The sequence below is a fragment of the Streptomyces sp. NPDC091376 genome, assembly GCF_044757085.1.
Classification (GTDB): Bacteria; Actinomycetota; Actinomycetes; order Streptomycetales; family Streptomycetaceae; genus Streptomyces; species Streptomyces pratisoli.
On record NZ_JBIVUF010000008.1, the window covers coordinates 39,730 to 63,539 of the forward strand.

Sequence of the window (23,810 nt, forward strand, 5' to 3'; positions counted from 1 at the left end):
CGTATGAGCGTCGAGGCCACCGCCCGCGTCGTCGCCACCCGCGACGGGCTGCCGGTGCTGGAGAGCGCGGGGCCGCTCGCGCTGCGCCGCACCCGGGCCGCCGGACCGTACACCCGCGTCACCGTCGTCGGGGCCATGAGCGCACCGCTCGGCGGTGACCGGCTGGCTGTCGAGGCGGACGTCCACGAAGGCGCCCGGCTGCACCTGGACTCCGCCGCGGCGACCGTGGCCCTGCCCGGCCGCTCACCGGCACCCGCCACGTACGACGTGGTGCTCACCGTGGCGCAGGACGCGGAACTGCGCTGGCTGCCCGAGCAGCTGATCTCGGCACGCGGCAGCGACCTGCGGATGCGTACCCGTGTCGAACTCGCCGCCAGGGCACGGCTGGTGCTGCGCGAGGAGCAGATCCTCGGCCGCCACGGCGAGGACCCCGGCACGCTCACCACGCGCCTCACCGTGCACCGCGACGGCCGTCCCCTGCTGGACCAGGAACTCTCCTTCGGACCCGGTGCGCCGGGCGGCTGGGACGGCGGGGCGGTACTCGCCGGACACCGGGCGGTCGGCCAACTCCTCGTCGTCGAACCCGACTTCGAGAAGAACCCCGTCGAGTCGCGACAGCTCGGCGAGAGCGCCGTCCTCACTCCGCTCGCCGGCCCGGCGGCACTGGTCACCGCGGTCGCCCCGGACGCGCTGCGGCTGCGCAGGCTGCTCGACGCGGCCCGGTGCGAGCTGCTCGACGGCTGACCCGGCGCGACGTCGGAAACCGCGCGACGGCGGAGACGGCACCGGGGCGGGCGCGGCGCCACGGCTGGGACGACGCCCCAAGTGGGCCGTGCGCACCGCTATTGCTTCGGCAAAGAAACACCAGTTCGCCCTTTCGCCCGGCGTCGCGCGGACGGAAGGATCCCCCGTACGGACCATGACCCGCGCTGCCGTGGGGAGCGGCGCATCATCAGGGGGAGGCACCCACGTGAGACGCAGCGCAGTGCTCGGCTCGGCCGGCACGTTGCTCGCGAGCACACTCGTCGCAGGCGCGATCGCCGCACCACGGGCGACCGCGGACGGCCCGTACCGGCCGAGCGCCGAGGCGTACGGAGTGAAGACCGCGGCTCAACGGGCGGCGAAGCAGGGCATCGACTGGGCCGACTGCCCGGCCGACTGGGGACTGGAGAAGCCGATCCAGTGCGGTTGGGTCAGCGTCCCGCTCGACTACGCGCGGCCCGACGGCAAGCAGATACGTATCGCCGTCGACCGCATCGGGAACACCGGCACCGCCGAGGAACGCCAGGGCGCCCTCGTCTACAACCCGGGCGGCCCCGGCGCCTCCGGCCTGCGCTTCCCGCGCCGGGTCGTCACCGGCAACGCCCTCTGGGCCGGGGTCGCCAAGGCGTACGACTTCGTGGGCTTCGATCCGCGCGGCGTCGGGCGTTCCTCGCCCCTGTCCTGCGTCGATCCGCAGGCGCCGAGAACGGCGCCCAAGCCCGATCCGGTCCCCGGCTCCGAGGCCGACGAACTCGCCGGGCGCAAGCTCGCGGCCGTGTACGCGGCGGGCTGCGCGGAGCGCGGCGGCGACCTCCTGCCGCATCTGACCACGCTCAACACCGCTCGCGACCTGGACGTCATCCGTGCCGCGCTCGGCGAGCGGCGGCTCAACTTCCTCGGTGTCTCCTACGGCACCTACCTCGGCGCGGTGTACGCCACCCTGTTCCCCGCACACGTCCGCCGCATGGTCATGGACTCCGTCGTCAACCCGAGGACCGACAAGATCTGGTACGGAGTCAACCTCGACCAGAACGGGGCCTTCGAGAGCCGGCTGAAGGACTGGATGACCTGGATCGCCGCCCACGACGACGTCTTCGGCATCGGCGGCACCGAGGCGGAGGTCCACCGGCAGTGGGAGAAGCTGCGTGCCGAGGCGAAGCGCAGCCCGATCGGCGGGGTCGTCGGTCCCGCCGAGCTGATCGACCACTTCCAGAGCGCCCCGTACTACGACACCCAGTGGGCGCCCGTCGCCCGGGTCTGGAGCAGCTACCTCGCCGGTGACCCCCAGCCGCTGATCGACGCCGCCGGCCCGCACCCCGGGGACACCGCAGGCAACGCCGCGGCCGAGAACAGCACCGCCGTCTACACGGCGGTCGAGTGCGCGGACGCCCCCTGGCCGACGGACTGGGAGACCTGGGACCGGGACAACACCCTGCTGCACGCGGAGCATCCCTTCTTCACCTGGTCGAACGCCTGGCTGAACCTGCCGTGCGCCACCTGGCCGACGAAGCGTCAGCAGCCGCTGGAGATCAGGACCGGCAAGGGCCTGCCCCCGGTGCTGCTGGTGCAGGCCGAGCGCGACGCGGCCACCCCGTACCAGGGCGCTCTCGAACTCCACAAGCGGCTCAAGGGCTCGCGCCTCGTCACCGAGGAGAACGCCGGCTCGCACGGCATCACGACCCTGGTGAACCCATGCGTCAACGGAAAGGTCGAGGCGTATCTGCTCCGCGGCGCGCTCGACGGTCACGACACGGTGTGCGCGCCGCACGCCCCGCCGACGCCCTGACGCACGCCGGAAGCACGGGAGGGGGCGGTCCGCATGCGGACCGCCCCCTCCTGATGTTCCGTCACCGCCGCAGCCGCGGGAACCTCCTGCCCGGCGCTCGAGCGGTCTGAGCCGCCTTCGCCTTGACGGCGTACTCGTCCACGTACTCCTGCCCGGACAGGGTGAGGATGTCGTACATGATCTCGTCGGTCACGGCCCGCAGCGCCGCCTTCTCGTTCTCCATCCCCGCGTAACGCGAGAAGTCCAGGGGCTCGCCGAAGCGGATCGTCACCCGCTTGATCTTCGGCAGGACCTGCCCCGGCGGCTGGATCTCGAACGTCCCGACCATCGCGCAGGGCACGACCGGCACCTGCGCGGTCAGCGCCATCACCGCCACGCCCACCTTGCCCTTGTACAGCCGCCCGTCGTGCGAGCGCGTGCCTTCCGGATAGATCCCGAGCAACTCACCCTTGCTCAGCACCCCGAGCCCCTCGCGGATCGCGGCCTGTCCCGCGTCCTTGCCCGACCGGTCCACCGGGATCTGCCCGGCGCTGCGGAAGAAGGCGGCGGTGAGCCGGCCCTTGATACCGGGGCCCGTGAAGTACTCGGCCTTGGCGAGGAAGGTGATGCGCCGTTTGAGGATGGCCGGCATCAGGAAGTGGTCGGAGAACGACAGATGATTGCCGGCGACGATCGCCGCGCCGTCCGCCGGAATGTGCTCGAGTCCCTCGATCCTGGGCCGGAACAGCAGACGTAGCAGCGGGCCCAAAATGACGTATTTGAGCACGTAATAGAACACAGGCTTCGCTCCCCACGTCCCGGATCGGCTCCGGCGTCGCGTTCTGCCAGGTCAAAGGGTGTTTCGGAGACGGTCAGTGTATGTGCATGTCCCCTCGCCCGTAACCACCTCCGGCCGCCGCCGGGGCGCCGGTCCGGAAAACGCCGCAGGTCTGGAAAACGCGGAGGCCGTTCCGTACGGTGATCACGCGTGGGGGAGCCGGTCCGAGGAAGTTCCTCCGGGGTGAAGGAGGTTCGGTGAAGGCAGCGGTGATCGGGGCGGGCGGAGTCGGTGGCTACTTCGGTGGCCGGCTGGCGGACGCCGGGCACGAGGTCCACTTCGTCGCGCGAGGCGCCCAGCTCGACGCGCTCCGCCACGGGGGACTGACCGTGGCGAGCCCGGCCGGCGACTTCTCCGTCGCGCCGGTGCGGGTGACCGGTGACACCAGGGACATCGGCGAGGTCGACTACGTGTTCCTCTGCGTCAAGACCCGCCAACTGCCGGACGTCGTCAAGACACTGACTCCGCTGATGGGCCCGGACACGGCTGTGCTGCCGCTGCAGAACGGGGTCGAGGCCCCCGCCGAGGTCGCCGACGCGGTGGGCCGCGGCGCGGTGCTGCCCGGAATCGCGAAGATCATCGCGTTTCTGGACGGCCCCGGCCGGGTGCGTCATGTGGGTGGCCCGGGCTCGCTGACCTTCGGGGAATGGGACAACGGCGTGACGCCGCGGGTGGAGCGGCTGCGGGCCGCCCTCGACGCCTCGGCGGTGACGGCGGTCGTGCCCGACGACATCTGGACCGAGCTCTGGGCGAAGTTCCTGTTCGTCGTACCCCTGGGCGGCCTCGGCGCCGTCACCGACGCGACCATCGGTGAGTTCCGCTCCCGGCCGGGTACCCGCCGGCTGCTGGTGGAAGCCATGACGGAGATCCAGCACGTCGCACTGGCGCACGGCATCCGGCTGCCGGACGGCATCGTGCCCTCCACGCTGGCCTTCGTCGACCAGCAGCCCGCCGTCGGCACTTCTTCGATGCACCGTGACATCGCGTCCGGCAGGCCTTCCGAACTCGAGGCATGGACCGGCGCGGTGGTACGGCTCGGCGAGCGGAGCGGGACGCCGACCCCTGTCAACAGCTTCCTCTACGAGGTGCTGAGCCTGCGCGAGTCGCGCGCCACCGGCACCACCGGCTGACGGCGCGCGCCCCGGCCTGCCGGTTCAGGTGGGCTTGGACGCCAGCATCCCCAGCGTGGCCAGCCCGAGCACGACCCAGCCGAACCACAGCCAGCCGTTGCTGCCGAGCGCCACCGTGTAGGCCGTCACGACCACCAGGGTCCCGACGGTGAGCACACCCATCGTCTTCGCGGAACTGGACATGCGCCCTCCTCCAGGCCGGGCCACGGACGGATCCATGGCCAGGGGCCGTGAAGCCATCGTCACCCCTGAGGCGGGTCCACCGCTACTCCCGTGCGCCCCCTGCGGGCCCCAGCTGCCGGGTGGTCGGCCCCCGCTAGCGGCTCCGTGCCTGGAGCGAGGCCAGGTAGGCGTTGTAGGCCTCCAGCTCCTTGTCGCCGTCCCGGTCGGCGGCGCGGTCCTTACGGACGGCCTGGCGCTGCTCGGAGCGATACCACTGGAACACCAGTGCGATCAGTACCAGGACCGACGGGATCTCGCTGAACGCCCAGGCGATGCCGCCCGCCGCGTTCTGGTCCGACAGCGCGGTGATCCCGAGGGACGACGGCGGATCCGCGTACGCCTTCACCATCGGCTCGGACGCCATCATCAGCGCGATGCCGAAGAACGCGTGGAACGGCATGCCGGCGAAGAGCTCCAGCATCCGCATCACATAGCCGGGGCGGTGCGGACCGGGGTCCACGCCCATGATCGGCCAGAAGAAGATCAGTCCGACGGCGAGGAAGTGCACCATCATCCCGACATGCCCGGCCTTGGACCCCATGAGGAAGTCGAAGAGCGGCGTGAAGTAGAGCCCGTAAAGGCTCGCGATGAACATCGGGATCGTGAACGCGGGATGCGTGACGACCTTCATGTAGCGGCTGTGGAGCAGGGCGAGGAGCAGCTCGCGAGGTCCCTTGCGGCCACGGCCGGCCGGCGGCAGCGCGCGGAGCGCGAGCGTCACGGGGGCGCCGAGCAGGAGCAGGATCGGCGACAGCATGCTGATCACCATGTGCTGCACCATGTGCACGCTGAACATGACCATGCCGTAGTCGTTGAGCCCGGTGCACATCACCAGCGCGATGCTCAGCACGCCCACGGTGAAGAAGACCGTCCGGCCCACCGGCCAGGCGTCACCGCGCCTGCGCAGCCGTACCACGCCCCAGGCGTAGAGCCCGAGGCCCAGGACGCAGCCGATCAGGAAGAACGGATCCGCGGAGAACTCCAGCCCCCTGCCGAGCGTGAACGGCGGCAGGTCCATCGGCATACCGTGCTCGCCGTGCCCGCTGTGATCCATCTGTGTACTCCCGGAGCGTCCTGATTCGCGCTTGTTGCCCGGACAAGACTAGAACCGCCCCCGGCGTCCGCTGCCGCCGGGGGCGATTCGTCACGTGTGCAACCACCTCGGCCGAGGTCAGAGGACCGTCTCGGCCTCGTCGTACCGCTCCGCCGGGACCGTCTTCAGCGTCTCCACGGCCTGCGCCAGCGGGACCATCGTGATGTCCGTGCCGCGCAGGGCCGTCATCATGCCGAACTCGCCGCGGTGGGCGGCCTCCACCGCGTGCCAGCCGAAGCGGGTGGCGAGGACGCGGTCGTACGCGGTCGGCGTACCGCCGCGCTGGACATGGCCGAGGATCACCGGCCTGGCCTCCTTGCCGAGCCGCTCCTCCAGCTCGATGGAGAGCTGCCGGGCGACACCGGCGAACCGCTCGTGGCCGTAGACGTCCTTGCCGCCCTCGTCGAAGTCCATCGAGCCCTCACGCGGCTTGGCGCCCTCGGCCACCACGACGATCGCGAACCGCTTGCCCGCCTCGAAGCGCGCGCCGACCCGCCGGGTCAGCTCGTCGATGTCGAAGGGGCGCTCGGGTACGACGATGGCGTGCGCACCGGCCGCCATGCCGGAGTGCAGCGCGATCCAGCCGGTGTGCCGGCCCATGACCTCGACGATCAGCACCCGCTGGTGCGATTCGGCGGTGGTCTTGAGCCGGTCCAGCGCCTCCGTCGCGACGCCGACCGCGGTATCGAAGCCGAAGGTGACGTCGGTCGACGCGATGTCGTTGTCGATGGTCTTCGGTACGCCGACGATCGGCAGGCCGGCCCGCGAGAGGAGGTTCGCGGCCTTCAGCGTGCCCTCGCCGCCGATCGGGATGATCGCGTCGAGCCCCAGCTCGGCGACATGTCCCCTGGCCCGCTCCACACCGTCGACGAGATGCGCGGGCTGCACCCGCGAGGAGCCGAGGATGGTGCCACCTCGGGCGAGGATGCCGGCCACCGCGTCCAGGTCGAGCTTGCGGTAGTCGCACTCCAGCAGGCCTTTCCAGCCGTCGTGGAAACCGATGACCTCGTCGCCGTGGTCGACGACGGCGCGGTGCACGACTGAGCGGATGACCGCGTTGAGACCGGGGCAGTCGCCGCCGGAGGTGAGGACACCAATGCGCATAGCCCGAATACCTTTGCAACGTGGGCCGACTCCCGGACCACGTCGTCCGGTTGGATCCCCGCCACCCTACCGGCGCCGGGTGGCGGGAACCGAACCGGACGTCCGCACAGTGGACACCGTATGTTCGTACGAGTCGGGTTGTCGGACGAGCGGCCTGTGGGGGCCGCGGTCAGGCGGGCTGTGTCGCCGCCGCGACGCGCTCGGCGCGCAGCGCCTCGTACCAGCGGTCGTCGGTGGGCGGCAGCGCGTTCACGTCGAGCGCCAGCTTCAGCAGCAGGTCCGCGATCTGCGGATTGCGCGCCATCACCGGGCCGTGCATGTAGGTGCCGAAGACGGTGTCGTTGTACGCGCCCTCGGTACCGTCACCGGTGCCGTTGCCCTTGCCGAGGACGGTGCGGGCGAACGGGCGGGCCGTCGGTCCGAGGTGGGTGATGCCCTGGTGGTTCTCGAAACCCGTCAGCTGCGGCAGGCCGAGGCGCGGGTCGATGTCGGCCAGTACGTCACCGACGCACCGCTCGCCCTCGCCCCGGGTGGAGATCACGTCGAGCAGGCCGAGGCCCGGCTCGCGCTCACCCAGGTCGTTGATGAACTCATGGCCGAGGATCTGGTAGCCGGCGCACACCGAGAAGATGATCGCGCCGTTGGACGCGGCCCTGGAGAGGCCGCCGTCGCGGCGCAGCCGCTCGGACGCGAGCCGCTGGGGCCGGTCCTCGCCGCCGCCGATCAGATAGATGTCGCCGGACGTCGGCACCGGCTGGTCGCTGCGGACGTCCACGCGCGTGACGCCCAGTCCGCGCTGCCGGGCGCGGCGCTCCACGACCAGGGCGTTGCCCTGGTCTCCGTACGTGCTGAGCAGGTCCGGGTAGACCCACACCAGACGCAGGCTGCTGTCGCTCATGCTCGTAATCCTCTGCGGTCCGTGCGGTCAGTTGCCGACGCGGCGGCGTACGTCCTGGAAGGCGGTGTAGTTGGCGATCAGCTCGATCCGCCCGGGCGGGGCGTACTGGACCGCCTCGTCGACGCTGTCGCAGACCCGGAAGTCCAGCCCGGCGACCTCGAGGCGCACGGCCAGGTCCAGCCGGCGGTCGCCGATCACGAGGATCGGGTGACCGGCGAGCCGGGTGTAGTCGACGTCCCAGAGCCAGGAGGTGTCGGTGCCGTCGGCGCCACGGGCGTTGACGGAGAGGATCACCGGGGTCGGCGGCGGGTCGATCAGCGAGAACGTCTCCAGCCAGCCGGCCGGGTTCTTCGCCAGCAGCAGCCGCAGATCGCGGCCGAGGAACGACACGACGTCGTACCGGCCGGCGACCGCCTGCACCTGGTACATGCGCTCGAGCGCGACCTGCGGCGGTACGCCGAAGACCGCGGCCACCGCGGCGGAGGTGGCGGCGTTGGCCTTGTTGGCGCGGCCCGGGAGCTGAAGGTGGATCGGCCACGCGGAGCCGTGCGGGTCGAGGACGTAGTCGCCGCTGAGCGCCCAGCTCACCGCGGGGCGGCGGAATCCGCACTCTCCGCAGAACCAGTCGTCGCCGGGACGCTGCATCACACCGCCGCAGGCGGGGCAGGACCAGGCGTCGTCCTTCCACTCCTGTCCCGCGGCCACCCACACCACATTGGGCGAGGAGGACGCGGCCCACACGATCAGCGGGTCGTCGGCGTTGGCGATGACCACGGCCTTCGTGCCGGACAGGCCCTCGCGCCACTTCTCGGCGAGCATCCGGGTCTCGGCCGCCCGGTCCAGCTGGTCGCGGGAGAGGTTGAGCAGCGCGATGGCCTTCGGGGTGGTGTCGCGCGCCACGCCGGCCAGGTACTTCTCGTCGACCTCGATCACACCGAACTTGGCGTCGGAGCCGCCGGCCAGGGCGGAGGTGATGCCCGCCGGCATGTTCGCACCCAGGGCGTTCGAGACGACCGGGCCGCTGGCGCGCAGGGCCTCGGCGATGAGCCGGGTGGTGGTGGTCTTGCCGTTCGTCGCCGACACCAGGATGACGTCGAGATGCTGTGCCAGCCGGCTCAGCAGATCCGGGTCGAGTTTGAGCGCCACCCGGCCGCCGATCACCGATCCGCTGCCACGGCCCGCCGCGCGCGACACCGCCGCTGCGGCCTTGCCCGCCGTCACGGCCAGCTTGGCCCGCGGCGACAGTGGGTCTGCGTTGCCAGGGTGTCCTGCCATCGTCCTTGATCCTCCTTGCGTCGGTCGGGGCTCAGCCTATCGACCTCCGGGCGGCGCCCCGAACCGCGGCTCCATGACGAAACCTGGAGGTCATCGCCCCGACGTGCGGAACGTACCCTTACCGCCATGCGAAACCGACCGATCCCCGGCAGTTCCGGACTCGTCCGAGCCATGAGCCTGCTCGGGGATCCGGTGCTGCACGCGCCCTGCGAGCCCGTCACGGACTTCGGTCCGTCCCTGGCGAGCCTCGTCGAGGACATGTACGCGACAATGTACGCCGCCCAGGGCGTCGGCCTCGCGGCGAACCAGATCGGCGTCCCGCTGCGGGTGTTCGTCTACGACTGCCCCGACGACGAGGACGTCCGCCACCTCGGACACGTGGTCAATCCACGGCTCGTCACGGCGGACGGGATCGAGCTGCGGGGGCCGGAGGGCTGTCTGTCGCTGCCCGGCATCGAGGCGGGGACGCCACGCTTCGACCACGCGGTGGTCGAGGGCGTGACGGTGGACGGGGAGCCGGTCCGGGTGGACGGGACGGGATTCTTCGCGCGGTGCCTGCAGCACGAGTGCGACCACCTGGAAGGCGCCGTCTACGTGGACCGTCTCACCGGCCTGCGCCGGGCCCGCGCCCTGCGGGCGGCCCGCCGCGCGCCGTGGTTCCGCTCCACTCCGCAGTCGCCGTAGGGGCTCTCACGAGCCACTGCGGCGACCGGGATTCACCCCTGCGGCGACCGGGATTCAGAAGCCCGGGCTGCCCGGGCGGTCCTCGGCGACCGAGAGCCTGCCCCACAGCAGGTCCGCGAGGCTCGTCACCAACTGCTGCCGCGAGCAGGGGCGTTCGCCGAGCCACCAGTCACCCGCGCCGTGCATCATGCCGACGATGCCATGGCTCCAGATCCGGGCCAGCTCGTCACCGCCGGGGCCGAGGTCGACGCGCTCGGCGATGACCTTGGCGAGTTCCTCGCCGAGCCTGCGCAGCAGCGGCGCCGAGTGGAGGCCGACGTCGAAGCCCTGCTCGGACTGCTGGGGGTCCTCGGCAGGGTGCATCAGGAAGCGGTACACCTGCGGTCGCGCCTCGATCGCGGCGAGATAGGTGTCGAGGGTGTGCTCGACCCGCTCCCGCCGGTCGGAGCTCGCATCGATCGCCGTGCGCAGCGCCACGAGCAGGGCGTCGGTGTGGCGCTTGGCGAGCGCCCGGTAGAGGCCGCTCTTGTCGCCGAAGTGCCGGTAGAGGATCGGCTTGGTGATCCCGGCCTCGGCGGCGATCGCGTTCATCGACGCCTGCGGCCCGTCCCGGAGCACGACGCGGTCCGCGGCTTCGAGCAGCTCCCGCCGCCGCTGGTCTGCCGACCGCTGCTGGTCGCTCTGATGAGTCGTGGTCGTGGTCTCCATAGCGTCTCCCCGCCCGTGCGAAATCCGTGAGGCCTGCGCAACGTAACACTCCATCGATGCTCCCCGTCGGTCACGGGGGCGTCGGTTGACAGCTCGTACTTACCGGTAACAGACTGCGGTTACCGCTAGTAACAAGCGTGGTTGATGCACATCAGGAGGGGACATGACCGAGTTCGCGCTCGATCTCAACGACGACCAGAAGCAGGTCCGTGACTGGCTGCACGGTTTCGCCAAGGACGTGATCCGCCCGGCCGCCGCGGAGTGGGACGAGCGTGAGGAGACACCCTGGCCGGTCATCCAGGAGGCCGCCAAGGTGGGCATCTACTCCCTCGACTTCTATGCCCAGCAGTTCTTCGACCCCACCGGACTCGGCATCCCGGTGGCGATGGAGGAGCTCTTCTGGGGCGACGCCGGCATCGCGCTGTCCATCGTCGGCACCGGCCTGGCCGCCGTCGGCGTCCTCGCCAACGGTACCGAGGAGCAGATCGGCACCTGGATCCCGCAGATGTACGGCGATGTCGACGACGTGAAGGTCGCCGCCTTCTGCTCCTCCGAGCCCGACGCCGGCTCCGACGTCGGCGCGATGCGTACCCGGGCCGTCTACGACGAGGCCAAGGACGAATGGGTCCTCAACGGTACGAAGACCTGGGCGACCAACGGCGGTATCGCCAACGTCCATGTCGTCGTCGCCGTCGTCGACTCCGAGCTGGGCAGCAAGGGCCACGCCTCCTTCATCGTCCCGCCGAACACCCCCGGGCTCTCCCAGGGCCAGAAGTTCAAGAAGCACGGCATCCGCGCGTCCCACACCGCCGAGGTCGTCCTGGAGAACGTCCGCGTCCCCGGCTCGTGCCTCCTCGGCGGCAAGGAGAAGCTCGACGAGCGCCTCGCCCGCGCCCGCGAGCGGGCCAGGGCGGGCGGCGGTGTGGGGGTCCCCGCGGCCGAAGGCTGGGGGAGGGTCAAGAACGCCGCCATGGCGACCTTCGAGGCGTCCCGTCCCGCGGTGGGCGCGATGGCCGTCGGCACCGCCAGGGCCGCGTACGAGTACGCGCTCGAGTACGCCAAGGAGCGCGAGCAGTTCGGCCGCCCGATCATCGACAACCAGGGTGTGGCCTTCCAGCTCGCTGACATGCGGACCCAGATCGACGCCGCCCGGCTGCTGGTCTGGCGCGCCTCCTGGATGGCGGTGAGCGGCAAGCCGTTCACCGCCGCCGAGGGCTCGATGTCGAAGCTCTTCGCCAGCGAGGTCGCCAAGAAGGTCACCGCGCAGGCCGTGCAGATCCTCGGCGGCAACGGGTTCACCCGTGAGTACCCCGTCGAGCGCATGCACCGTGACGCCGCGATCTACACGATCTTCGAGGGTACGAGCGAGATCCAGCGGCTGGTGATCGCCCGTACGCTCTCGGGCATGCCGATCCGCTGACGCGGCGTGGGGCGCCGCCCGGTGACGGGCGGCGCCCCACGCGTACCGTGCACCGCTCAGGCGGAGAGCAGCGCCTCGATCGCCGTGACGACCTCCGGAGCCTCCGGTTCCACGCGCGGCCGGAACCGGGCCACCACATGGCCCTCCGCGGAGATCAGGAACTTCTCGAAGTTCCACTGGATGTCCCCGGCTTCCCCGTCGGCGTCCGCGAAACGGGTCAACTCGGTGTAGAGCGGATGCCGGTGGTCGCCGTTCACCTCGGCCTTCTCCAGGAGCGGGAAGGTCACGCCGTACGTCGCCGAGCAGAAGGTGGAGATCTCCTCGGCGCTGCCGGGCTCCTGTCCGGCGAACTGGTTGCAGGGCACCCCGAGGACGGTGAAGCCCCGGTCGCCGTACGTCTTCTGCAGCGCCTCCAGGCCCGCGTACTGCGGTGTGAGGCCGCACCGGGACGCCACGTTCACCACGAGCACGGCCTTGCCGCGGTGCTCGGCGAGTGACGCCTCCTCGCCGGTCAGGGTGCGCAACGGGATGTCATATACGGACATCAAGGACTCCTTCGCATCTCATGTTTATCTGGTTCTTATTCTTCGTGTAGCGTGCGCGCGTTCGATCACCATGCGACCCCGAGGAAGACCGCCGATGAGCGCTCCCACGCCCCCCGCTGCCCCGCAGGACCCGCAGTTCCCGCAGGGACAGCCCATACCCGGCGCGGCCCCCGCGCCCGCCCCGAAGAGCAAGCTGAAGAAGTTCCTCGGCGTGGTCGTCCTCATTGTCGTCGCGGTGGTGGTGAAGCTCGGCATCGGCTACGTCTTCGACTCCCCGGTGCGCGCCGAGGCCGGCGACTGCGTCCGGGTCACCGGCGAGGAGAACAACCCCGAGGTCGAGACCAAGAAGTGTGACGACAAGGACGCCAACTACAAGGTCGTCAAGGTCGTCGAGAACACCTTCGACGTCGACGCCTGCACCGTCGGCGAGGCCGCCCTCGCCCAGCAGTGGGACGCGGACAAGTTCGTCCTCTGCCTGGACCCCGTCAAGAAGTAGGGACGCGTGCCGGGCGGCGGTCAGCCGCCCAGCCTGCGGAACAGTCCCTCCTGCACGACCGAGACGAGCAACCGGCCCTGCCGGTCGTAGATCCGGCCGCGCGCCAGTCCCCGGCCGCCCGTGGCGACCGGAGACTCCTGGTCGTACAGGAACCATTCGTCCGTGCGGAACGGCCGGTGGAACCACATGGCGTGGTCCAGCGAGGCCATGTCGAAGCCGCGAGGCCCCCACAGCGGCTCCACCGGGATGCGGACCGCGTCCAGCAGTGTCATGTCCGAGGCGTACGTCAGCGCGCACGTGTGCACCAGCGGGTCGTCGCCCAGCGGGCCGACGGCGCGCATCCACACCGCGCTGCGGGGGTCCGCCTCCTTGACGTCCTCCTCGGTCCAACGGAGCCGGTCCACGTAGCGGATGTCGAAGGGCTGGCGCCGGGCCATCCGCTCCAGCGTCTCGGGCAGCGCCCCCAGGTGCTCGCGGATCTCGTCGCTGACGTTCGGCAGGGACTCCGGTTCCGGGAAGTCCAGCCGGGGCGGCAGCTGGTGTTCGAAGCCGGCCTCCTCGGGCTGGTGGAAGGACGCCGTCAGATTGAAGATCGTGCGGCCTCGCTGGACCGCCGTCACCCTGCGGGTGGTGAACGACCGGCCGTCCCTGACCCGTTCGACCTGGTACACGATCGGCACCCCGGGGATGCCCGGCCGCAGGAAGTAGGCGTGCAGCGAGTGGACCGGACGGGCGCCGTCCGTCGTCCTGCCCGCCGCGACCAGGGCCTGCCCCGCGACCTGCCCTCCGAAGACCCGCTGGAGGGATTCGTTGGGGCTCAGCCCGCGGAAGATGTTGACCTCGATCTGCTCCAGATCGAGCAGATCGACGAGCCGCTCCGCGGGACTGACCTCCGGGGGACCGGCCTCCGGGGGACGGTCCGCGGGGCCGGACCCGGCGGCCCCGGCCGCGGCGGGAGCGTTCTCGGCGGCGTTGCTCATGTGTGCTCCAGTCTCACAGCTGGCCGACGGACGTGACCCGGACCACGGCCAGGCCCTCTTCGTCGGAGGCCGCCAGATCGACCTCCGCGCTGATGCCCCAGTCATGATCGCCGTTGGGGTCGGCGAACGTCTGCCGGACCCGCCACAGCCCGTGCCCGGGGTCCTCCTCGATCGACAGCAGCTTCGGCCCGCGCGCGTCCGGCCCGGTGCCGAGGTCGTCGTACTCGTCCCAGTACGCGTCCATCGCCTCTCCCCAGGCGTCCTCGTCCCAGCCGGACTCGGCGTCCAGCGCGCCCAGCTCGGCGACCTGGTCCAGCGCCGCCAGCTCCACCCGCCGGAACATGGCGTTCCGCACGAGCACGCGGAAGGCGCGGGCGTTCGCCGTGACCGGCTTGACCTGGTCGGCCTTCTCCTGGGCCTCCTCCGCGGTCTCCACCTCGGGATTGGCCAGCTGCTCCCACTCGTCCAGCAGGCTGGAGTCGACCTGCCTGACCATCTCGCCCAGCCAGGCGATCAGATCCTGGAGGTCCTCGCTCTTCAGGTCGTCCGGAATGGTGTGGTCCAGCGCCTTGTACGCGCCCGCGAGATAGCGGAGGACGATGCCCTCGGTGCGCGCCAGCTCGTAGAACGACGTGAACTCGGTGAAGGACAGGGCCCGTTCGTACATGTCCCGGATGACCGACTTCGGCGAGACCGGGTGGTCGCCGACCCACGGATGGGACTTCCGGTAGAGGTTGTACGCGTGCCACAGCAGCTCTTCGAGCGGCTTCGGGTACGAGATGTCCTGGAGCCGCTCCATCCGCTCCTCGTACTCGACACCGTCGGCCTTCATCGCCCCGACCGCCTCGCCGCGGGCCTTGTTCTGCTGGGCCGCGAGGATCTGGCGGGGATCGTCCAGCGTGGACTCGACGACGGACACCATGTCGAGGGCGTACGACGGCGATTCGGGATCCAGCAGGTCGAACGCGGCGAGCGCGAACGTGGACAGTGCCTGGTTCAGTGCGAAGTCCTGCTGGAAGTCGACGGTGAGCCGGACGATCCGGCCCTGGGCGTCGGGAGTGTCGAGCCGCTCCACGATTCCGCCGTCGAGGAGCGAGCGATAGATGGCGATGGCCCGGCGGATGTGGCGCAGCTGCTGCTTGCGCGGCTCGTGGTTGTCCTCCAGCAGCTTGCGCATCGCGTCGAACGCGTTGCCCGGGCGGGCGATCACCGACAGCAGCATGGCGTGGGTGACCTTGAAGCGGGAGGTCAGCGGCTCGGGATCGGAACCGATGAGCTTCTCGAAGGAGTTCTGGGACCACGCGACGAAGCCTTCGGGGGCCTTCTTGCGGACCACCTTGCGCTTCTTCTTCGGGTCGTCGCCGGCCTTGGCGAGGGCCTTCTCGTTCTCGATGACGTGCTCGGGCGCCTGGGCGACGACGAACCCGGCGGTGTCGAACCCGGCCCGGCCGGCCCGGCCCGCGATCTGGTGGAACTCGCGCGAACGGAGCGTACGCACGCGACTGCCGTCGTACTTGGTGAGCGCGGTGAACAGCACCGTGCGAATGGGCACGTTGACACCGACGCCGAGCGTGTCCGTACCGCAGATCACCTTCAGCAGACCGGCCTGGGCGAGCTTCTCGACCAGGCGGCGGTACTTCGGCAGCATGCCGGCGTGATGGACGCCGATGCCATGGCGCACGTACCGGGAGAGGTTCCGGCCGAATTTGGTGGTGAAGCGGAAGTTGCCGATCAGGTCGGCGATCCGGTCCTTCTCCTCGCGCGTGCACATGTTGATGCTCATCAGCGACTGCGCGCGCTCGACAGCCTGCGCCTGGGTGAAGTGCACGATGTAGACCGGTGCCTGCCTGGTCTCCAGCAGCTCGGTCAGCGTCTCGGTGATCGGCGTCGTGCGGTACTCGTAGGAGAGCGGCACCGGGCGGGTGGCGGACCGGACGACGGCGGTGTCGCGGCCGGTGCGCCGGGTCAGGTCCTTCTCGAACATCGAGACGTCGCCGAGCGTCGCCGACATCAGGACGAACTGCGCCTGGGGAAGCTCCAGAAGAGGGATCTGCCAGGCCCAGCCGCGGTCCGGCTCCGCGTAGAAGTGGAACTCGTCCATGACGACCTGGCCGATGTCGGCGTTCCTGCCGTCGCGCAGCGCGATGGAGGCGAGAACCTCGGCGGTGCAGCAGATGACCGGTGCGTCCGCGTTCACGGACGCGTCGCCGGTGAGCATGCCGACGTTCTCCGTGCCGAAGAGCTTGCAGAGGTCGAAGAACTTCTCCGAGACGAGCGCCTTGATCGGCGCCGTGTAGAACGTGACCTCGTCACGGGCCAGCGCCGCGAAGTGCGCACCGGCCGCGACCAGGCTCTTTCCCGAGCCGGTGGGTGTGGAGAGGATCACGTTGGCCCCGGAGACCACCTCGATCAGCGCCTCCTCCTGGGCCGGGTAGAGCGAGATGCCCCGGTCCTCGGCCCACGACGAGAAGGCTTCGAAGAGGGCATCGGGGTCGGCGTCCGGCGGCAGCTGATCGATAAGGGTCACGCCCCCATCTTGCCTGGCTTCCGGCCGCGACCGGGAACCGGCCACCAATGGGAAGATCGCTACCGGTAGCCTGTCCCGTCAACTGGGCTCAACCACAACAGCAGATGGGGCGGGAACGAGCATGATGGGACCGGCGCACTCCCTTTCCGGGGCGGCGGCCTGGCTGGGGGTGGGAGCGGCGGCGGCCGCCGCGGGCCACGCGATGCCGTGGCCCGTTCTCGTGGTCGGCGCGCTGATCTGCGCGGGCGCGGCGCTCGCGCCGGATCTCGACCACAAGGCGGCGACGATATCCCGGGCCTTCGGGCCGGTCTCGCGAGGCCTGTGCGAGATCGTCGACAAGCTCTCGTACGCCGTCTACAAGGCCACGAAGAAGCCGGGCGACAAGCGCAGGACCGGCGGCCACCGCACGCTCACCCACACCTGGCTGTGGGCCGTGCTGATCGGCGGCGGTACGTCCGTGCTCGCCATGGCCGGAGGGCGGTGGGCCGTCCTCGCGATCCTCTTCGTGCATCTGGTGCTCGCGGTCGAGGGCCTGCTGTGGCGCGCCGCGCGGGTGTCCAGCGATGTCCTCGTGTGGCTGCTCGGTGCGACCAGCGCCTGGATTCTGGCCGGCGTCCTGGACAAACCGGGCAGTGGCGCGGACTGGCTCTTCACCGGACCCGGCCAGGAGTACCTCTGGCTCGGCCTCCCGGTCGTCCTCGGTGCCCTGGTGCACGACATCGGCGACGCCCTCACCGTGTCGGGCTGCCCCATCCTCTGGCCGATCCCGGTCGGAAACAAGCGCTGGTATCCGCTCGGGCCGCCGAAGGGCATGCGCTTCCGGGCCGGCAGCTGGGTGGAGCTGAAGGTGCTGATGCCGGCGTTCATGCTGCTCGGGGGAGTGGGCGGCGCGGCGGCGCTCAACTTCATCTAGCAGCGGCACCGCCCCGGTGCCCCCTGGACCCGTCCGGCGGCATCCGGACGGGTGCCGGCGTGCGGTGTCCGGCCCAGCACCGGGTGCCGGAGCGGGTACCCCCGGGTAGCGTCCCGGCCGTGAGCGCAGCGAGAGGTGAGCGGGGAGCCGAAGACGCCGGTACGGTCGTCAGCCCGGAGCGGCTGCTCACGTTCGGGGACGCGGTCTTCGCCATCGCGATCACACTGCTGGCCCTCGACATCAACGTGCCGTCCGGTCTGCCCGACGCGGACCTCGGCGGGGCGCTCAACGACGCGCTGGCCGACGTGGGTGCGTTCCTGCTGAGCTTCGTCGTCATCGGTGCCCTGTGGCTGGCGCAGTACGCGGTGCTCTCCAGGATCGTCCGGATCGACATGTGTCTTCTGTACCTGTACCTGGCGCTGCTGGCCTTGATCGCGGGGCTGCCGTTCCCGACCCGCCTGATCAGTGAGTACGGGGACACCGCGCTCGCGACTGCGGTCTACGCGGGAGCGATCGCCCTCGCCTCGGGGCTGATCACCGCGATGTCGCTGCGGATCCTCCTCAGGCCGACCCTGGTCGAGCCGGGTGTTCCACGCGCGAGCTTGAGCCACTCCGTCCAGGAGGGCCTGGTCATGGTCGTCGTCTTTGCCGTGTCCGTCCCGCTCACCCTCGTCTCACCGAGGGTCGCCCAGCTCTGCTGGCTGGCCGCCGTTCCGCTCCGCGTCTGGCTCGGCCGCCGGCCCGGGGCCGCCCGGCCCCAGGCCTGAGACCGGGGACGGGGCGGCCGAGCGGGACGGGGCTCACCCGTGCCAGGACCGCCACAACGCCGCGTACGCTCCGTCCGCCGCCACCAGGTCGGTGTGGCTGCCCAGTTCGGTGATCCGGCCGTTCTCGACGACCGCGATGACGTCCGCGTCGTGCGCCGTGTGCAGCCGGTGGGCGATCGCCACGACCGTACGGCCGTCGAGGACCCGGGCCAGGGAGCGCTCCAGATGGCGGGCCGCCCGCGGGTCCAGCAGGGAGGTCGCCTCGTCCAGGACCAGGGTGTGCGGGTCCGCGAGGACCAGCCGGGCGAGCGCGATCTGCTGGGCCTGGGCCGGGGTCAGCGACAGACCGCCGGAGCCGACCTCGGTGTCGAGTCCCTCGTCCAGGGCCTGCGCCCAGTCCTCCGCGTCGACCGCGCCGAGGGCCGCCCACAGCTCCGCGTCCTCGGCCCCCGCCCGCGCGAGCAGCAGATTGTCGCGCAGGGAGCCGACGAACACGTGGTGCTCCTGGTTGACCAGGGCCACATGCTCCCGTACCCGCTCCGCCGGCATCCGGGACAGCTCGGCGGCGCCGAGCGTGACCCGGCCGGTGCGCGGGGCGTAGATGCCCGCGAGCAGCCGGCCGAGCGTGGACTTGCCCGCGCCGGACGGGCCGACCAGCGCCAGCCGGGTCCCGGGCGGCACGTCCATCGAGACCCGGTGGAGCACGTCGACGCCTTCGCGGTATCCGAAGCGCACCTCGTCCGCGCGGACCGCGCGGCCGTCGGGCCGCACCCCGGCGTCGCCCGCGTCCGGCTCGATCTCCCGTACGCCGACCAGCCGGGCCAGCGACACCTGCGCCACCTGGAGCTCGTCGTACCAGCGCAGGATCAGGTTCACCGGGTCGACCATCATCTGCGCGATCAGTGCGCCGGTGGTCAGTTGCCCGATGCTGATCCAGCCCTGCAGCACGAACACGCCGCCGATCATCAGCACCGATCCGAGCACGGTCGCATGGGTGATGTTGATGACCGGGAAGAGCACGGACCGCAGCCACAGCGTGTACCGCTCCCACGCCGTCCACTCCTTGATCCGCCGGTCCGAGAGCGCCACGCGCCGCGCGCCGAGCCGGTGTGCCTCCACGGTGCGCCCCGCGTCGACCGTCTCCGCGAGCACGGTCGCCACCGCCGCGTAGCCCGCGGCCTCCGAGCGGTACGCCGACGGAGCACGCCTGAAGTACCAGCGGCAGCCGAGCACCAGCACCGGCAGTGCCACCAGCACCGCGGGAGCCAGCGGCGGCGCGGTCACCGTGAGGCCGCCGAGCAGCAGCACGACCCAGAACACACCGATCGTCAGCTGTGGGACGGCCTCGCGCATCGCATTCGCCAGGCGGTCGATGTCGGTGGTGATCCGGGACAGCAGGTCGCCCGTACCTGCCCGTTCCAGCACCCCCGGCGGCAGTCCCACGGACCGTACGAGGAAGTCCTCGCGCAGATCCGCCAGCATGCGCTCACCGAGCACCGCGCCACGCAGCCGCACCAGTCGCACGAACACGGCCTGGACCGCGAGCGCGAGCGCGAACAGCGCGGCGGTGCGCTCCAGATGGAGCTCGCGCGCGCCGTCCGCCGCGCGCTCCACCAGCGAGCCGAGCAGCCACGGCCCGGCCATCGAGGCGATGACGGTCACCGTGTTGACGCCGATGAGCAGCGCGAAGGCGCGGCGGTGCCGCCGCAGGAGTTCGTGGACGTACGACCGTACGGTCGCGGGCGTGCCCACCGGCAGGGTGGTCGCCGTCCGGGGGGCCGCCGGATCGTAGTCCGGTGGCGCCACGCCGATCATGCCGTCTCCTCGATGTCGATGCCGATGCCGACGTCGGCCGTCCGGGTCGCTTCGACGGCTTCCAGCGCGCCACCGCCGCTGCCGTTCCTGTGCTTGTTGCCGTTGAGGGCGAGCTGCTCGTCCTCCGTCTCACGCGTCACCACCGCCCGGTACCGCGGTTCCGAGTGCAGCAGTTCGCGGTGGGCCCCGACCGCCGCGACGGTGTCGTCGTGGACGAGCACGACCCGGTCGGCCCGGTCGAGCAGCAGGGGCGACGAGGTGAACACCACGGTCGTACGTCCTGACCGCAGCGCCCGCACACCGCCCGCGATCCGTGCCTCCGTGTGCGAGTCGACGGCCGAGGTCGGCTCGTCGAGCACGAGCACCTCGGGGTCCGCCACCAGTGAACGGGCCAGGGCCAGTCGCTGCCGCTGGCCACCGGAGAGCGAGCGGCCTCGCTCGGTGACGGTGGCGCTCCACGCGTCCCCGTCCAGCGAGGCCTGGCCCAGCGCGTCGAGGACGTCGCCGCACTCCGCCGCTGTCAGCGCCGCGTCCGCCGTCACCGCGCCCGACGAGGGCACGTCCAGCAGCTCGGCGAGCGTTCCCGAAAGGAGCACCGGGTCCTTGTCCTGCACCAGCACCGCGGACCTGGCGGCGTCCAGCGGCAGCTCGTCCAGCGCCACTCCGCCGAGCAGCACGGACGGCTGACCCTCCGGCTCCGCGGGGTGTCCGCCCAGCCGTTCCGCCAGCCGTCCCGCGGCGTCCGGGTCGCCGCACACGACGGCGGTCAGTTCCCCGGCCCGGGCGAGCAGCCCGGTGGCCGGGTCGTACAGGTCACCCGAGGGGGTCGCGTCGGACGTGCCTTCGGCACCGCCCGACGCCCGCTTCAGCGCGAGCACCCTGGCCGCCCGCCGCGCCGAGGGACGGGAGAACGAGTAGGCCATCGCGATCTCCTCGAAATGCCGCAGGGGGTAGGTCAGCAGCATCACCGCGCTGTACACGGTCACGAGTTCACCGATCTCGATCCGGCCGTTGCCGACCAGCCCGATGCCGTGCCAGACGACGGCGATCAGCAACAGGCCCGGCAGCAGCACCTGCAGCGCCGTGATGACCGACCACATCCGGGCACTGCGGACCGCTGCCTTGCGGACCTCCTGCGAGGCGCGCCGGTACCGGGTGAGGAACAGCTCCTCGCCGCCGATGCCGCGCAGCACCCGCAGTCCCGCGACGGTGTCGGAGGCCAGCTCGGTGGCCTTGCCCGCCTTGTCACGCTGGACGTCGGCCAGCCGGGTGGCCCGCGGCAGCAGGGGCAGTACGCCGAGCGCCAGCACCGGGACCCCGATCGCGACGAGGACGCCGAGCGCCGGCTGGTACACCAGCAGCGCCGCACAGACCACGACGATCGTCAGGGCCGCCGCGAGGAACCGTGAGACGGCTTCGACGAACCAGCCGATCTTCTCGACATCGCCCGTGGAGACCGCGACGACCTCACCGGCGGCGACGCGCCTGGTGAGGGCGGAGCCCAGCTCGGCGGTCCTGCGTGCCAGCAGCTGCTGGGTGCGCGCCGCAGCGGTGATCCAGTTGGTGACGGCCGTACGGTGCAGCATCGTGTCGCCGCCGGCGATGCCGATCGCGGCGACGGCGATCAGCCCGCCCGCCAGGGCGAGGCCGGTGCCGGAGCGGTCCACGACGGCCTGGACGGCGAACCCGACGCCGTAGGGCAGGGCCATCACGGAGACGAAGTGGACCATGCCCCAGGCGAGCGCTTTGAACTGGCCGCCGAGCTGGCCCCGCCCCAGCCAGATGAGAAACCGGAGTCCCGACCGGACGTCCGGCTCACCGGGATCGGGATAAGGAAGATCGCGAATCTGCATGACATCCCAGATCGTTCGGAACGTGCGGCTCGGACGTGCAAGGTTCGCTCTCCGCAGTCACGTGGAGCAACCGGTTTTTAGGCATCGCCGCAGAGAACCGGCCATGATCGAACGGATCCTGTGAGCCCCTGCGGACGACGCGCGCGGGGAGGGCGCGCTCGACCGGGTGACGGCGAAGAAGGTGCTGAACGGCGAGGACGTACCCGTACCCGACAAGGACGTACCCGTACCCGAGGAGGGCGCGACAAGGACGCGGACGCCGGTACGGGGCCGGCGTCCGGGACGGCTGCGGAGCAGGTGCGGCCGGCGCCGTCGGCGTGAGGCGGCACGGGACCCGGTTCGGGCGGCAGGGTCCCGTCCGTGCGACCTTTGCGGGCCGGCGAGGCTGACTCCGGCCGGTCCCGCTAGACGCCGGGCTTCTCCGAGTCCACACCCGAGCGGGCCTTGCGCCACTCACCCCGGGTGAAGTCGGGTATCTCCTGCGGAGCGCCGTTCGCCTTCACCGACAGATGACTCAGCGGCACGGGCGCCGTCCAGGTCGCCGCGTCGTACACGTCGAAGTCGGGGACCAGCCCCAGCTGCATGCACTGCATCAGCCGGAACACCATGATGTAGTCCATTCCGCCGTGACCGCCCGGCGGGTTGGCGTGCTCCTTCCAGAGCCAGTGGTCCCAGTCGGCGTACGCGGCGAAGTCGCCCCACTGATGGTCCTTATGGTCCGGCTCCACATAGATCCGCGCTGGATAGTCCTCGAACACACCCTTTGTGCCGCCGAGACTGTTGATCCGGCTGTACGGATGCGGGGTGGACACATCGTGCTCCAGACGGATCACCCGGCCCTTCGCCGTCCGCACCATGCTGATGGTGCGGTCGCTCTCTATGTATGTCTCCTTCCAGCTCGGATCGCCGGGCGGCATGTTCGCCTCGCGGTACTCGGCCAGGCCGAGCGCCGGCGTGCCGAAGCTGCTGATGCTGACGGCGCGGTCACCACGATTGACGTCCATGTAGTTGGCGACGGGCCCGAAGCCGTGGTTCGGGTAGAGGTCCCCGCGCAGCCGCGTGTGCCAGAGCCGCCGCCAGGGCCCCTCGTAGTACGTCGGCGAGAACATCAGGTCACGCAGATCGTGGTTGTAGGCGCCCGCTCCGTGCAGCAGCTCACCGAACGTCCCGGCATGAGCCATCCGCAGCACCCGCATCTCGTTGCGGCCGTAACAGCAGTTCTCCAGTTGCATGCAGTGGCGCCTGGTGCGCTCGGACAGGTCCACCAGCGCCCAGAGCTCATCGAGACGCATCGCGACGGGGCATTCCACGCCGACGTGCTTGCCGTTCAGCAACGCGGTCTTCGCCATCTCGAAGTGCACGTCCCAGGGCGTCGCGACATGGATGAAGTCGACGTCGCCCCGCTCGCACAGGTTCTCGTAGTCGTTCTCGCCGTTGGTGTAGACGGCGGGCGCGGGCTGCCCTGCCTGCACGACCTTGGCGGCGGCGGCCTCCGTCTTGGCTCGCACCGGATCGCACACCGCGACCACCTGGACACCCGGGACGGCGAGATAGAGGTCGATCATGGAGCCGCCGCGGTTGCCGAGGCCGATGAGGCCGACCCGTACCGTGCCGCGCCGCTCGAACGGGACGCCGGCCATCGTGCGGCCCTTGCGGGCCGGCGCGGCGGACTCCGGCCGGTGCGCGCCCTCCGCGGCGGACGCGCTGCCGCCGCCGAGCGCGCCCAGTCCGAGCCCGGCCCCGGCGACGCCTGCCGTGGTCCACAGCACCGAGCGACGGCTCATCGAGCCGTCGTCGTCCTCCGTGTCCCGGCCGGTCTGCGGTGTCGTGTCGTTCATCGAACCTCCCATGGCCATGAAGCGTGGCTGGTTCATGAATTCCGGTAAGGACCATGGCTGTTGGGGCTCGTGATACGCAAGAGTGGCGATTGGACTATTGATGCGAGTCCTTGGACTCTTGCCCCGGCCGCGCCCTCACCGCTCCTGAACCGGCTCGCCCCGACCCGGCACGTGCCC

Annotated in this window: 21 protein-coding genes; 8 read left to right on the forward strand and 13 right to left on the reverse strand. The window is 70.9% G+C overall.

Annotation, left to right across the window (positions count from 1 at the left end; translation table 11 throughout):
• The first annotated feature begins 3 nt into the window (after window positions 1-3).
• The gene (locus ACIQMR_RS18715; RefSeq protein ID WP_401388034.1) at window positions 4-744 is read left to right on the forward strand and encodes an urease accessory protein UreD; all 741 of its coding nucleotides are present in this window, start codon (window positions 4-6) and stop codon (window positions 742-744) included.
• Window positions 745-970: 226 nt separating this feature from the next.
• Complete coding sequence (locus tag ACIQMR_RS18720) at window positions 971-2,548, forward strand: alpha/beta hydrolase (RefSeq protein ID WP_401388037.1); 1,578 nt, start codon at window positions 971-973, stop codon at window positions 2,546-2,548.
• Between the two features lie 61 nt (window positions 2,549-2,609).
• Here the strand turns inward: ACIQMR_RS18720 and ACIQMR_RS18725 are convergent, their stop codons facing one another.
• The gene (locus tag ACIQMR_RS18725) at window positions 2,610-3,326 is read right to left on the reverse strand and encodes a lysophospholipid acyltransferase family protein (RefSeq protein ID WP_401388040.1); all 717 of its coding nucleotides are present in this window, start codon (window positions 3,324-3,326) and stop codon (window positions 2,610-2,612) included.
• Between the two features lie 236 nt (window positions 3,327-3,562).
• Between ACIQMR_RS18725 and ACIQMR_RS18730 the strand changes: the two genes are divergently transcribed.
• The gene (locus ACIQMR_RS18730; RefSeq protein WP_401388043.1) at window positions 3,563-4,495 is read left to right on the forward strand and encodes a 2-dehydropantoate 2-reductase; all 933 of its coding nucleotides are present in this window, start codon (window positions 3,563-3,565) and stop codon (window positions 4,493-4,495) included.
• A 24-nt stretch (window positions 4,496-4,519) separates the two neighbouring features.
• Here ACIQMR_RS18730 and ACIQMR_RS18735 read toward each other — a convergent pair whose 3' ends face one another.
• The 5 genes from ACIQMR_RS18735 to ACIQMR_RS18755 all read right to left on the reverse strand — a co-directional run bounded on the left by ACIQMR_RS18735 (window position 4,520) and on the right by ACIQMR_RS18755 (window position 9,087).
• Entirely contained in the window at window positions 4,520-4,678 is a 159-nt protein-coding gene (locus ACIQMR_RS18735; protein WP_266376202.1) for a hypothetical protein, read from the reverse strand.
• Between the two features lie 133 nt (window positions 4,679-4,811).
• Window positions 4,812-5,771 (reverse strand): cytochrome c oxidase assembly protein, encoded by a 960-nt coding sequence (locus ACIQMR_RS18740; RefSeq protein ID WP_401388046.1) that lies wholly within the window; start codon window positions 5,769-5,771, stop codon window positions 4,812-4,814.
• A gap of 117 nt (window positions 5,772-5,888) precedes the next feature.
• The gene (locus ACIQMR_RS18745) at window positions 5,889-6,914 is read right to left on the reverse strand and encodes a 6-phosphofructokinase (protein ID WP_401388049.1); all 1,026 of its coding nucleotides are present in this window, start codon (window positions 6,912-6,914) and stop codon (window positions 5,889-5,891) included.
• 169 nt (window positions 6,915-7,083) lie between these two features.
• Window positions 7,084-7,812, reverse strand: a complete 729-nt coding sequence (locus ACIQMR_RS18750) for a type 1 glutamine amidotransferase (protein ID WP_401388051.1) — start codon at window positions 7,810-7,812, stop codon at window positions 7,084-7,086.
• Between the two features lie 27 nt (window positions 7,813-7,839).
• Window positions 7,840-9,087 carry a MurT ligase domain-containing protein gene (locus ACIQMR_RS18755; RefSeq protein WP_266376210.1) on the reverse strand — a complete coding sequence of 416 codons (1,248 nt, stop codon included), beginning with the start codon at window positions 9,085-9,087 and terminating at the stop codon, window positions 7,840-7,842.
• Window positions 9,088-9,213: 126 nt separating this feature from the next.
• Here ACIQMR_RS18755 and def point away from each other — a divergent pair, with 126 nt between their 5' ends.
• Entirely contained in the window at window positions 9,214-9,771 is a 558-nt protein-coding gene (def, locus tag ACIQMR_RS18760; protein ID WP_401388054.1) for a peptide deformylase, read from the forward strand.
• Between the two features lie 54 nt (window positions 9,772-9,825).
• Here the strand turns inward: def and ACIQMR_RS18765 are convergent, their stop codons facing one another.
• The gene (locus tag ACIQMR_RS18765; protein WP_266376214.1) at window positions 9,826-10,479 is read right to left on the reverse strand and encodes a TetR family transcriptional regulator; all 654 of its coding nucleotides are present in this window, start codon (window positions 10,477-10,479) and stop codon (window positions 9,826-9,828) included.
• Window positions 10,480-10,642: 163 nt separating this feature from the next.
• On the opposite strand from ACIQMR_RS18765, the gene ACIQMR_RS18770 reads away from it, so the two are divergent.
• Window positions 10,643-11,899 carry an acyl-CoA dehydrogenase family protein gene (locus ACIQMR_RS18770; protein ID WP_401388058.1) on the forward strand — a complete coding sequence of 419 codons (1,257 nt, stop codon included), beginning with the start codon at window positions 10,643-10,645 and terminating at the stop codon, window positions 11,897-11,899.
• A gap of 56 nt (window positions 11,900-11,955) precedes the next feature.
• Here ACIQMR_RS18770 and ACIQMR_RS18775 read toward each other — a convergent pair whose 3' ends face one another.
• Window positions 11,956-12,444, reverse strand: coding sequence for a glutathione peroxidase (locus ACIQMR_RS18775; RefSeq protein ID WP_401388060.1), 489 nt, complete (start codon window positions 12,442-12,444; stop codon window positions 11,956-11,958).
• A gap of 94 nt (window positions 12,445-12,538) precedes the next feature.
• On the opposite strand from ACIQMR_RS18775, the gene ACIQMR_RS18780 reads away from it, so the two are divergent.
• Complete coding sequence (locus ACIQMR_RS18780; RefSeq protein ID WP_266376220.1) at window positions 12,539-12,940, forward strand: hypothetical protein; 402 nt, start codon at window positions 12,539-12,541, stop codon at window positions 12,938-12,940.
• 20 nt (window positions 12,941-12,960) lie between these two features.
• On the opposite strand, the gene ACIQMR_RS18785 is transcribed toward ACIQMR_RS18780, so the two are convergent.
• Both ACIQMR_RS18785 and ACIQMR_RS18790 read right to left on the reverse strand, forming a co-directional pair.
• Window positions 12,961-13,920, reverse strand: coding sequence for an acyl-CoA thioesterase (locus tag ACIQMR_RS18785; RefSeq protein WP_401388063.1), 960 nt, complete (start codon window positions 13,918-13,920; stop codon window positions 12,961-12,963).
• Window positions 13,921-13,933: 13 nt separating this feature from the next.
• The gene (locus ACIQMR_RS18790) at window positions 13,934-16,447 is read right to left on the reverse strand and encodes a DEAD/DEAH box helicase (RefSeq protein WP_401388066.1); all 2,514 of its coding nucleotides are present in this window, start codon (window positions 16,445-16,447) and stop codon (window positions 13,934-13,936) included.
• 121 nt (window positions 16,448-16,568) lie between these two features.
• Between ACIQMR_RS18790 and ACIQMR_RS18795 the strand changes: the two genes are divergently transcribed.
• Together ACIQMR_RS18795 and ACIQMR_RS18800 are read left to right on the forward strand one after the other, a co-directional pair.
• Window positions 16,569-17,360, forward strand: a complete 792-nt coding sequence (locus ACIQMR_RS18795; RefSeq protein ID WP_401388069.1) for a metal-dependent hydrolase — start codon at window positions 16,569-16,571, stop codon at window positions 17,358-17,360.
• 119 nt (window positions 17,361-17,479) lie between these two features.
• The gene (locus ACIQMR_RS18800) at window positions 17,480-18,127 is read left to right on the forward strand and encodes a TMEM175 family protein (protein WP_401388072.1); all 648 of its coding nucleotides are present in this window, start codon (window positions 17,480-17,482) and stop codon (window positions 18,125-18,127) included.
• 33 nt (window positions 18,128-18,160) lie between these two features.
• Here ACIQMR_RS18800 and ACIQMR_RS18805 read toward each other — a convergent pair whose 3' ends face one another.
• From ACIQMR_RS18805 to ACIQMR_RS18815, 3 genes are all read right to left on the reverse strand, one after another.
• Window positions 18,161-19,942, reverse strand: a complete 1,782-nt coding sequence (locus ACIQMR_RS18805) for an ABC transporter ATP-binding protein (protein WP_401388075.1) — start codon at window positions 19,940-19,942, stop codon at window positions 18,161-18,163.
• Window positions 19,939-21,795, reverse strand: coding sequence for an ABC transporter transmembrane domain-containing protein (locus ACIQMR_RS18810; protein ID WP_401388078.1), 1,857 nt, complete (start codon window positions 21,793-21,795; stop codon window positions 19,939-19,941). Before ACIQMR_RS18810 ends, ACIQMR_RS18805 begins: the two co-directional genes overlap by 4 nt.
• A 404-nt stretch (window positions 21,796-22,199) precedes the next feature.
• Window positions 22,200-23,633, reverse strand: coding sequence for a Gfo/Idh/MocA family protein (locus ACIQMR_RS18815; RefSeq protein ID WP_401388081.1), 1,434 nt, complete (start codon window positions 23,631-23,633; stop codon window positions 22,200-22,202).
• Window positions 23,634-23,810 lie beyond the last annotated feature (177 nt).

Excerpts from the sequence above, each read along its gene's own strand:
- ACIQMR_RS18715 (WP_401388034.1), top strand. The coding sequence starts at position 4 with ATGAGCGTCGAGGCCACCGCCCGCGTCGTCGCCACCCGCGACGGGCTG.
- ACIQMR_RS18735 (WP_266376202.1), bottom strand. The coding sequence starts at position 4,678 with ATGTCCAGTTCCGCGAAGACGATGGGTGTGCTCACCGTCGGGACCCTG.
- ACIQMR_RS18740 (WP_401388046.1), bottom strand. The coding sequence starts at position 5,771 with ATGGATCACAGCGGGCACGGCGAGCACGGTATGCCGATGGACCTGCCG.
- ACIQMR_RS18745 (WP_401388049.1), bottom strand. The coding sequence starts at position 6,914 with ATGCGCATTGGTGTCCTCACCTCCGGCGGCGACTGCCCCGGTCTCAAC.
- ACIQMR_RS18750 (WP_401388051.1), bottom strand. The coding sequence starts at position 7,812 with ATGAGCGACAGCAGCCTGCGTCTGGTGTGGGTCTACCCGGACCTGCTC.
- ACIQMR_RS18755 (WP_266376210.1), bottom strand. The coding sequence starts at position 9,087 with ATGGCAGGACACCCTGGCAACGCAGACCCACTGTCGCCGCGGGCCAAG.
- def (WP_401388054.1), top strand. The coding sequence starts at position 9,214 with ATGCGAAACCGACCGATCCCCGGCAGTTCCGGACTCGTCCGAGCCATG.
- ACIQMR_RS18765 (WP_266376214.1), bottom strand. The coding sequence starts at position 10,479 with ATGGAGACCACGACCACGACTCATCAGAGCGACCAGCAGCGGTCGGCA.
- ACIQMR_RS18770 (WP_401388058.1), top strand. The coding sequence starts at position 10,643 with ATGACCGAGTTCGCGCTCGATCTCAACGACGACCAGAAGCAGGTCCGT.
- ACIQMR_RS18775 (WP_401388060.1), bottom strand. The coding sequence starts at position 12,444 with ATGTCCGTATATGACATCCCGTTGCGCACCCTGACCGGCGAGGAGGCG.
- ACIQMR_RS18780 (WP_266376220.1), top strand. The coding sequence starts at position 12,539 with ATGAGCGCTCCCACGCCCCCCGCTGCCCCGCAGGACCCGCAGTTCCCG.
- ACIQMR_RS18785 (WP_401388063.1), bottom strand. The coding sequence starts at position 13,920 with ATGAGCAACGCCGCCGAGAACGCTCCCGCCGCGGCCGGGGCCGCCGGG.
- ACIQMR_RS18795 (WP_401388069.1), top strand. The coding sequence starts at position 16,569 with ATGATGGGACCGGCGCACTCCCTTTCCGGGGCGGCGGCCTGGCTGGGG.
- ACIQMR_RS18805 (WP_401388075.1), bottom strand. The coding sequence starts at position 19,942 with ATGATCGGCGTGGCGCCACCGGACTACGATCCGGCGGCCCCCCGGACG.
- ACIQMR_RS18810 (WP_401388078.1), bottom strand. The coding sequence starts at position 21,795 with ATGCAGATTCGCGATCTTCCTTATCCCGATCCCGGTGAGCCGGACGTC.
- ACIQMR_RS18815 (WP_401388081.1), bottom strand. The coding sequence starts at position 23,633 with ATGAACGACACGACACCGCAGACCGGCCGGGACACGGAGGACGACGAC.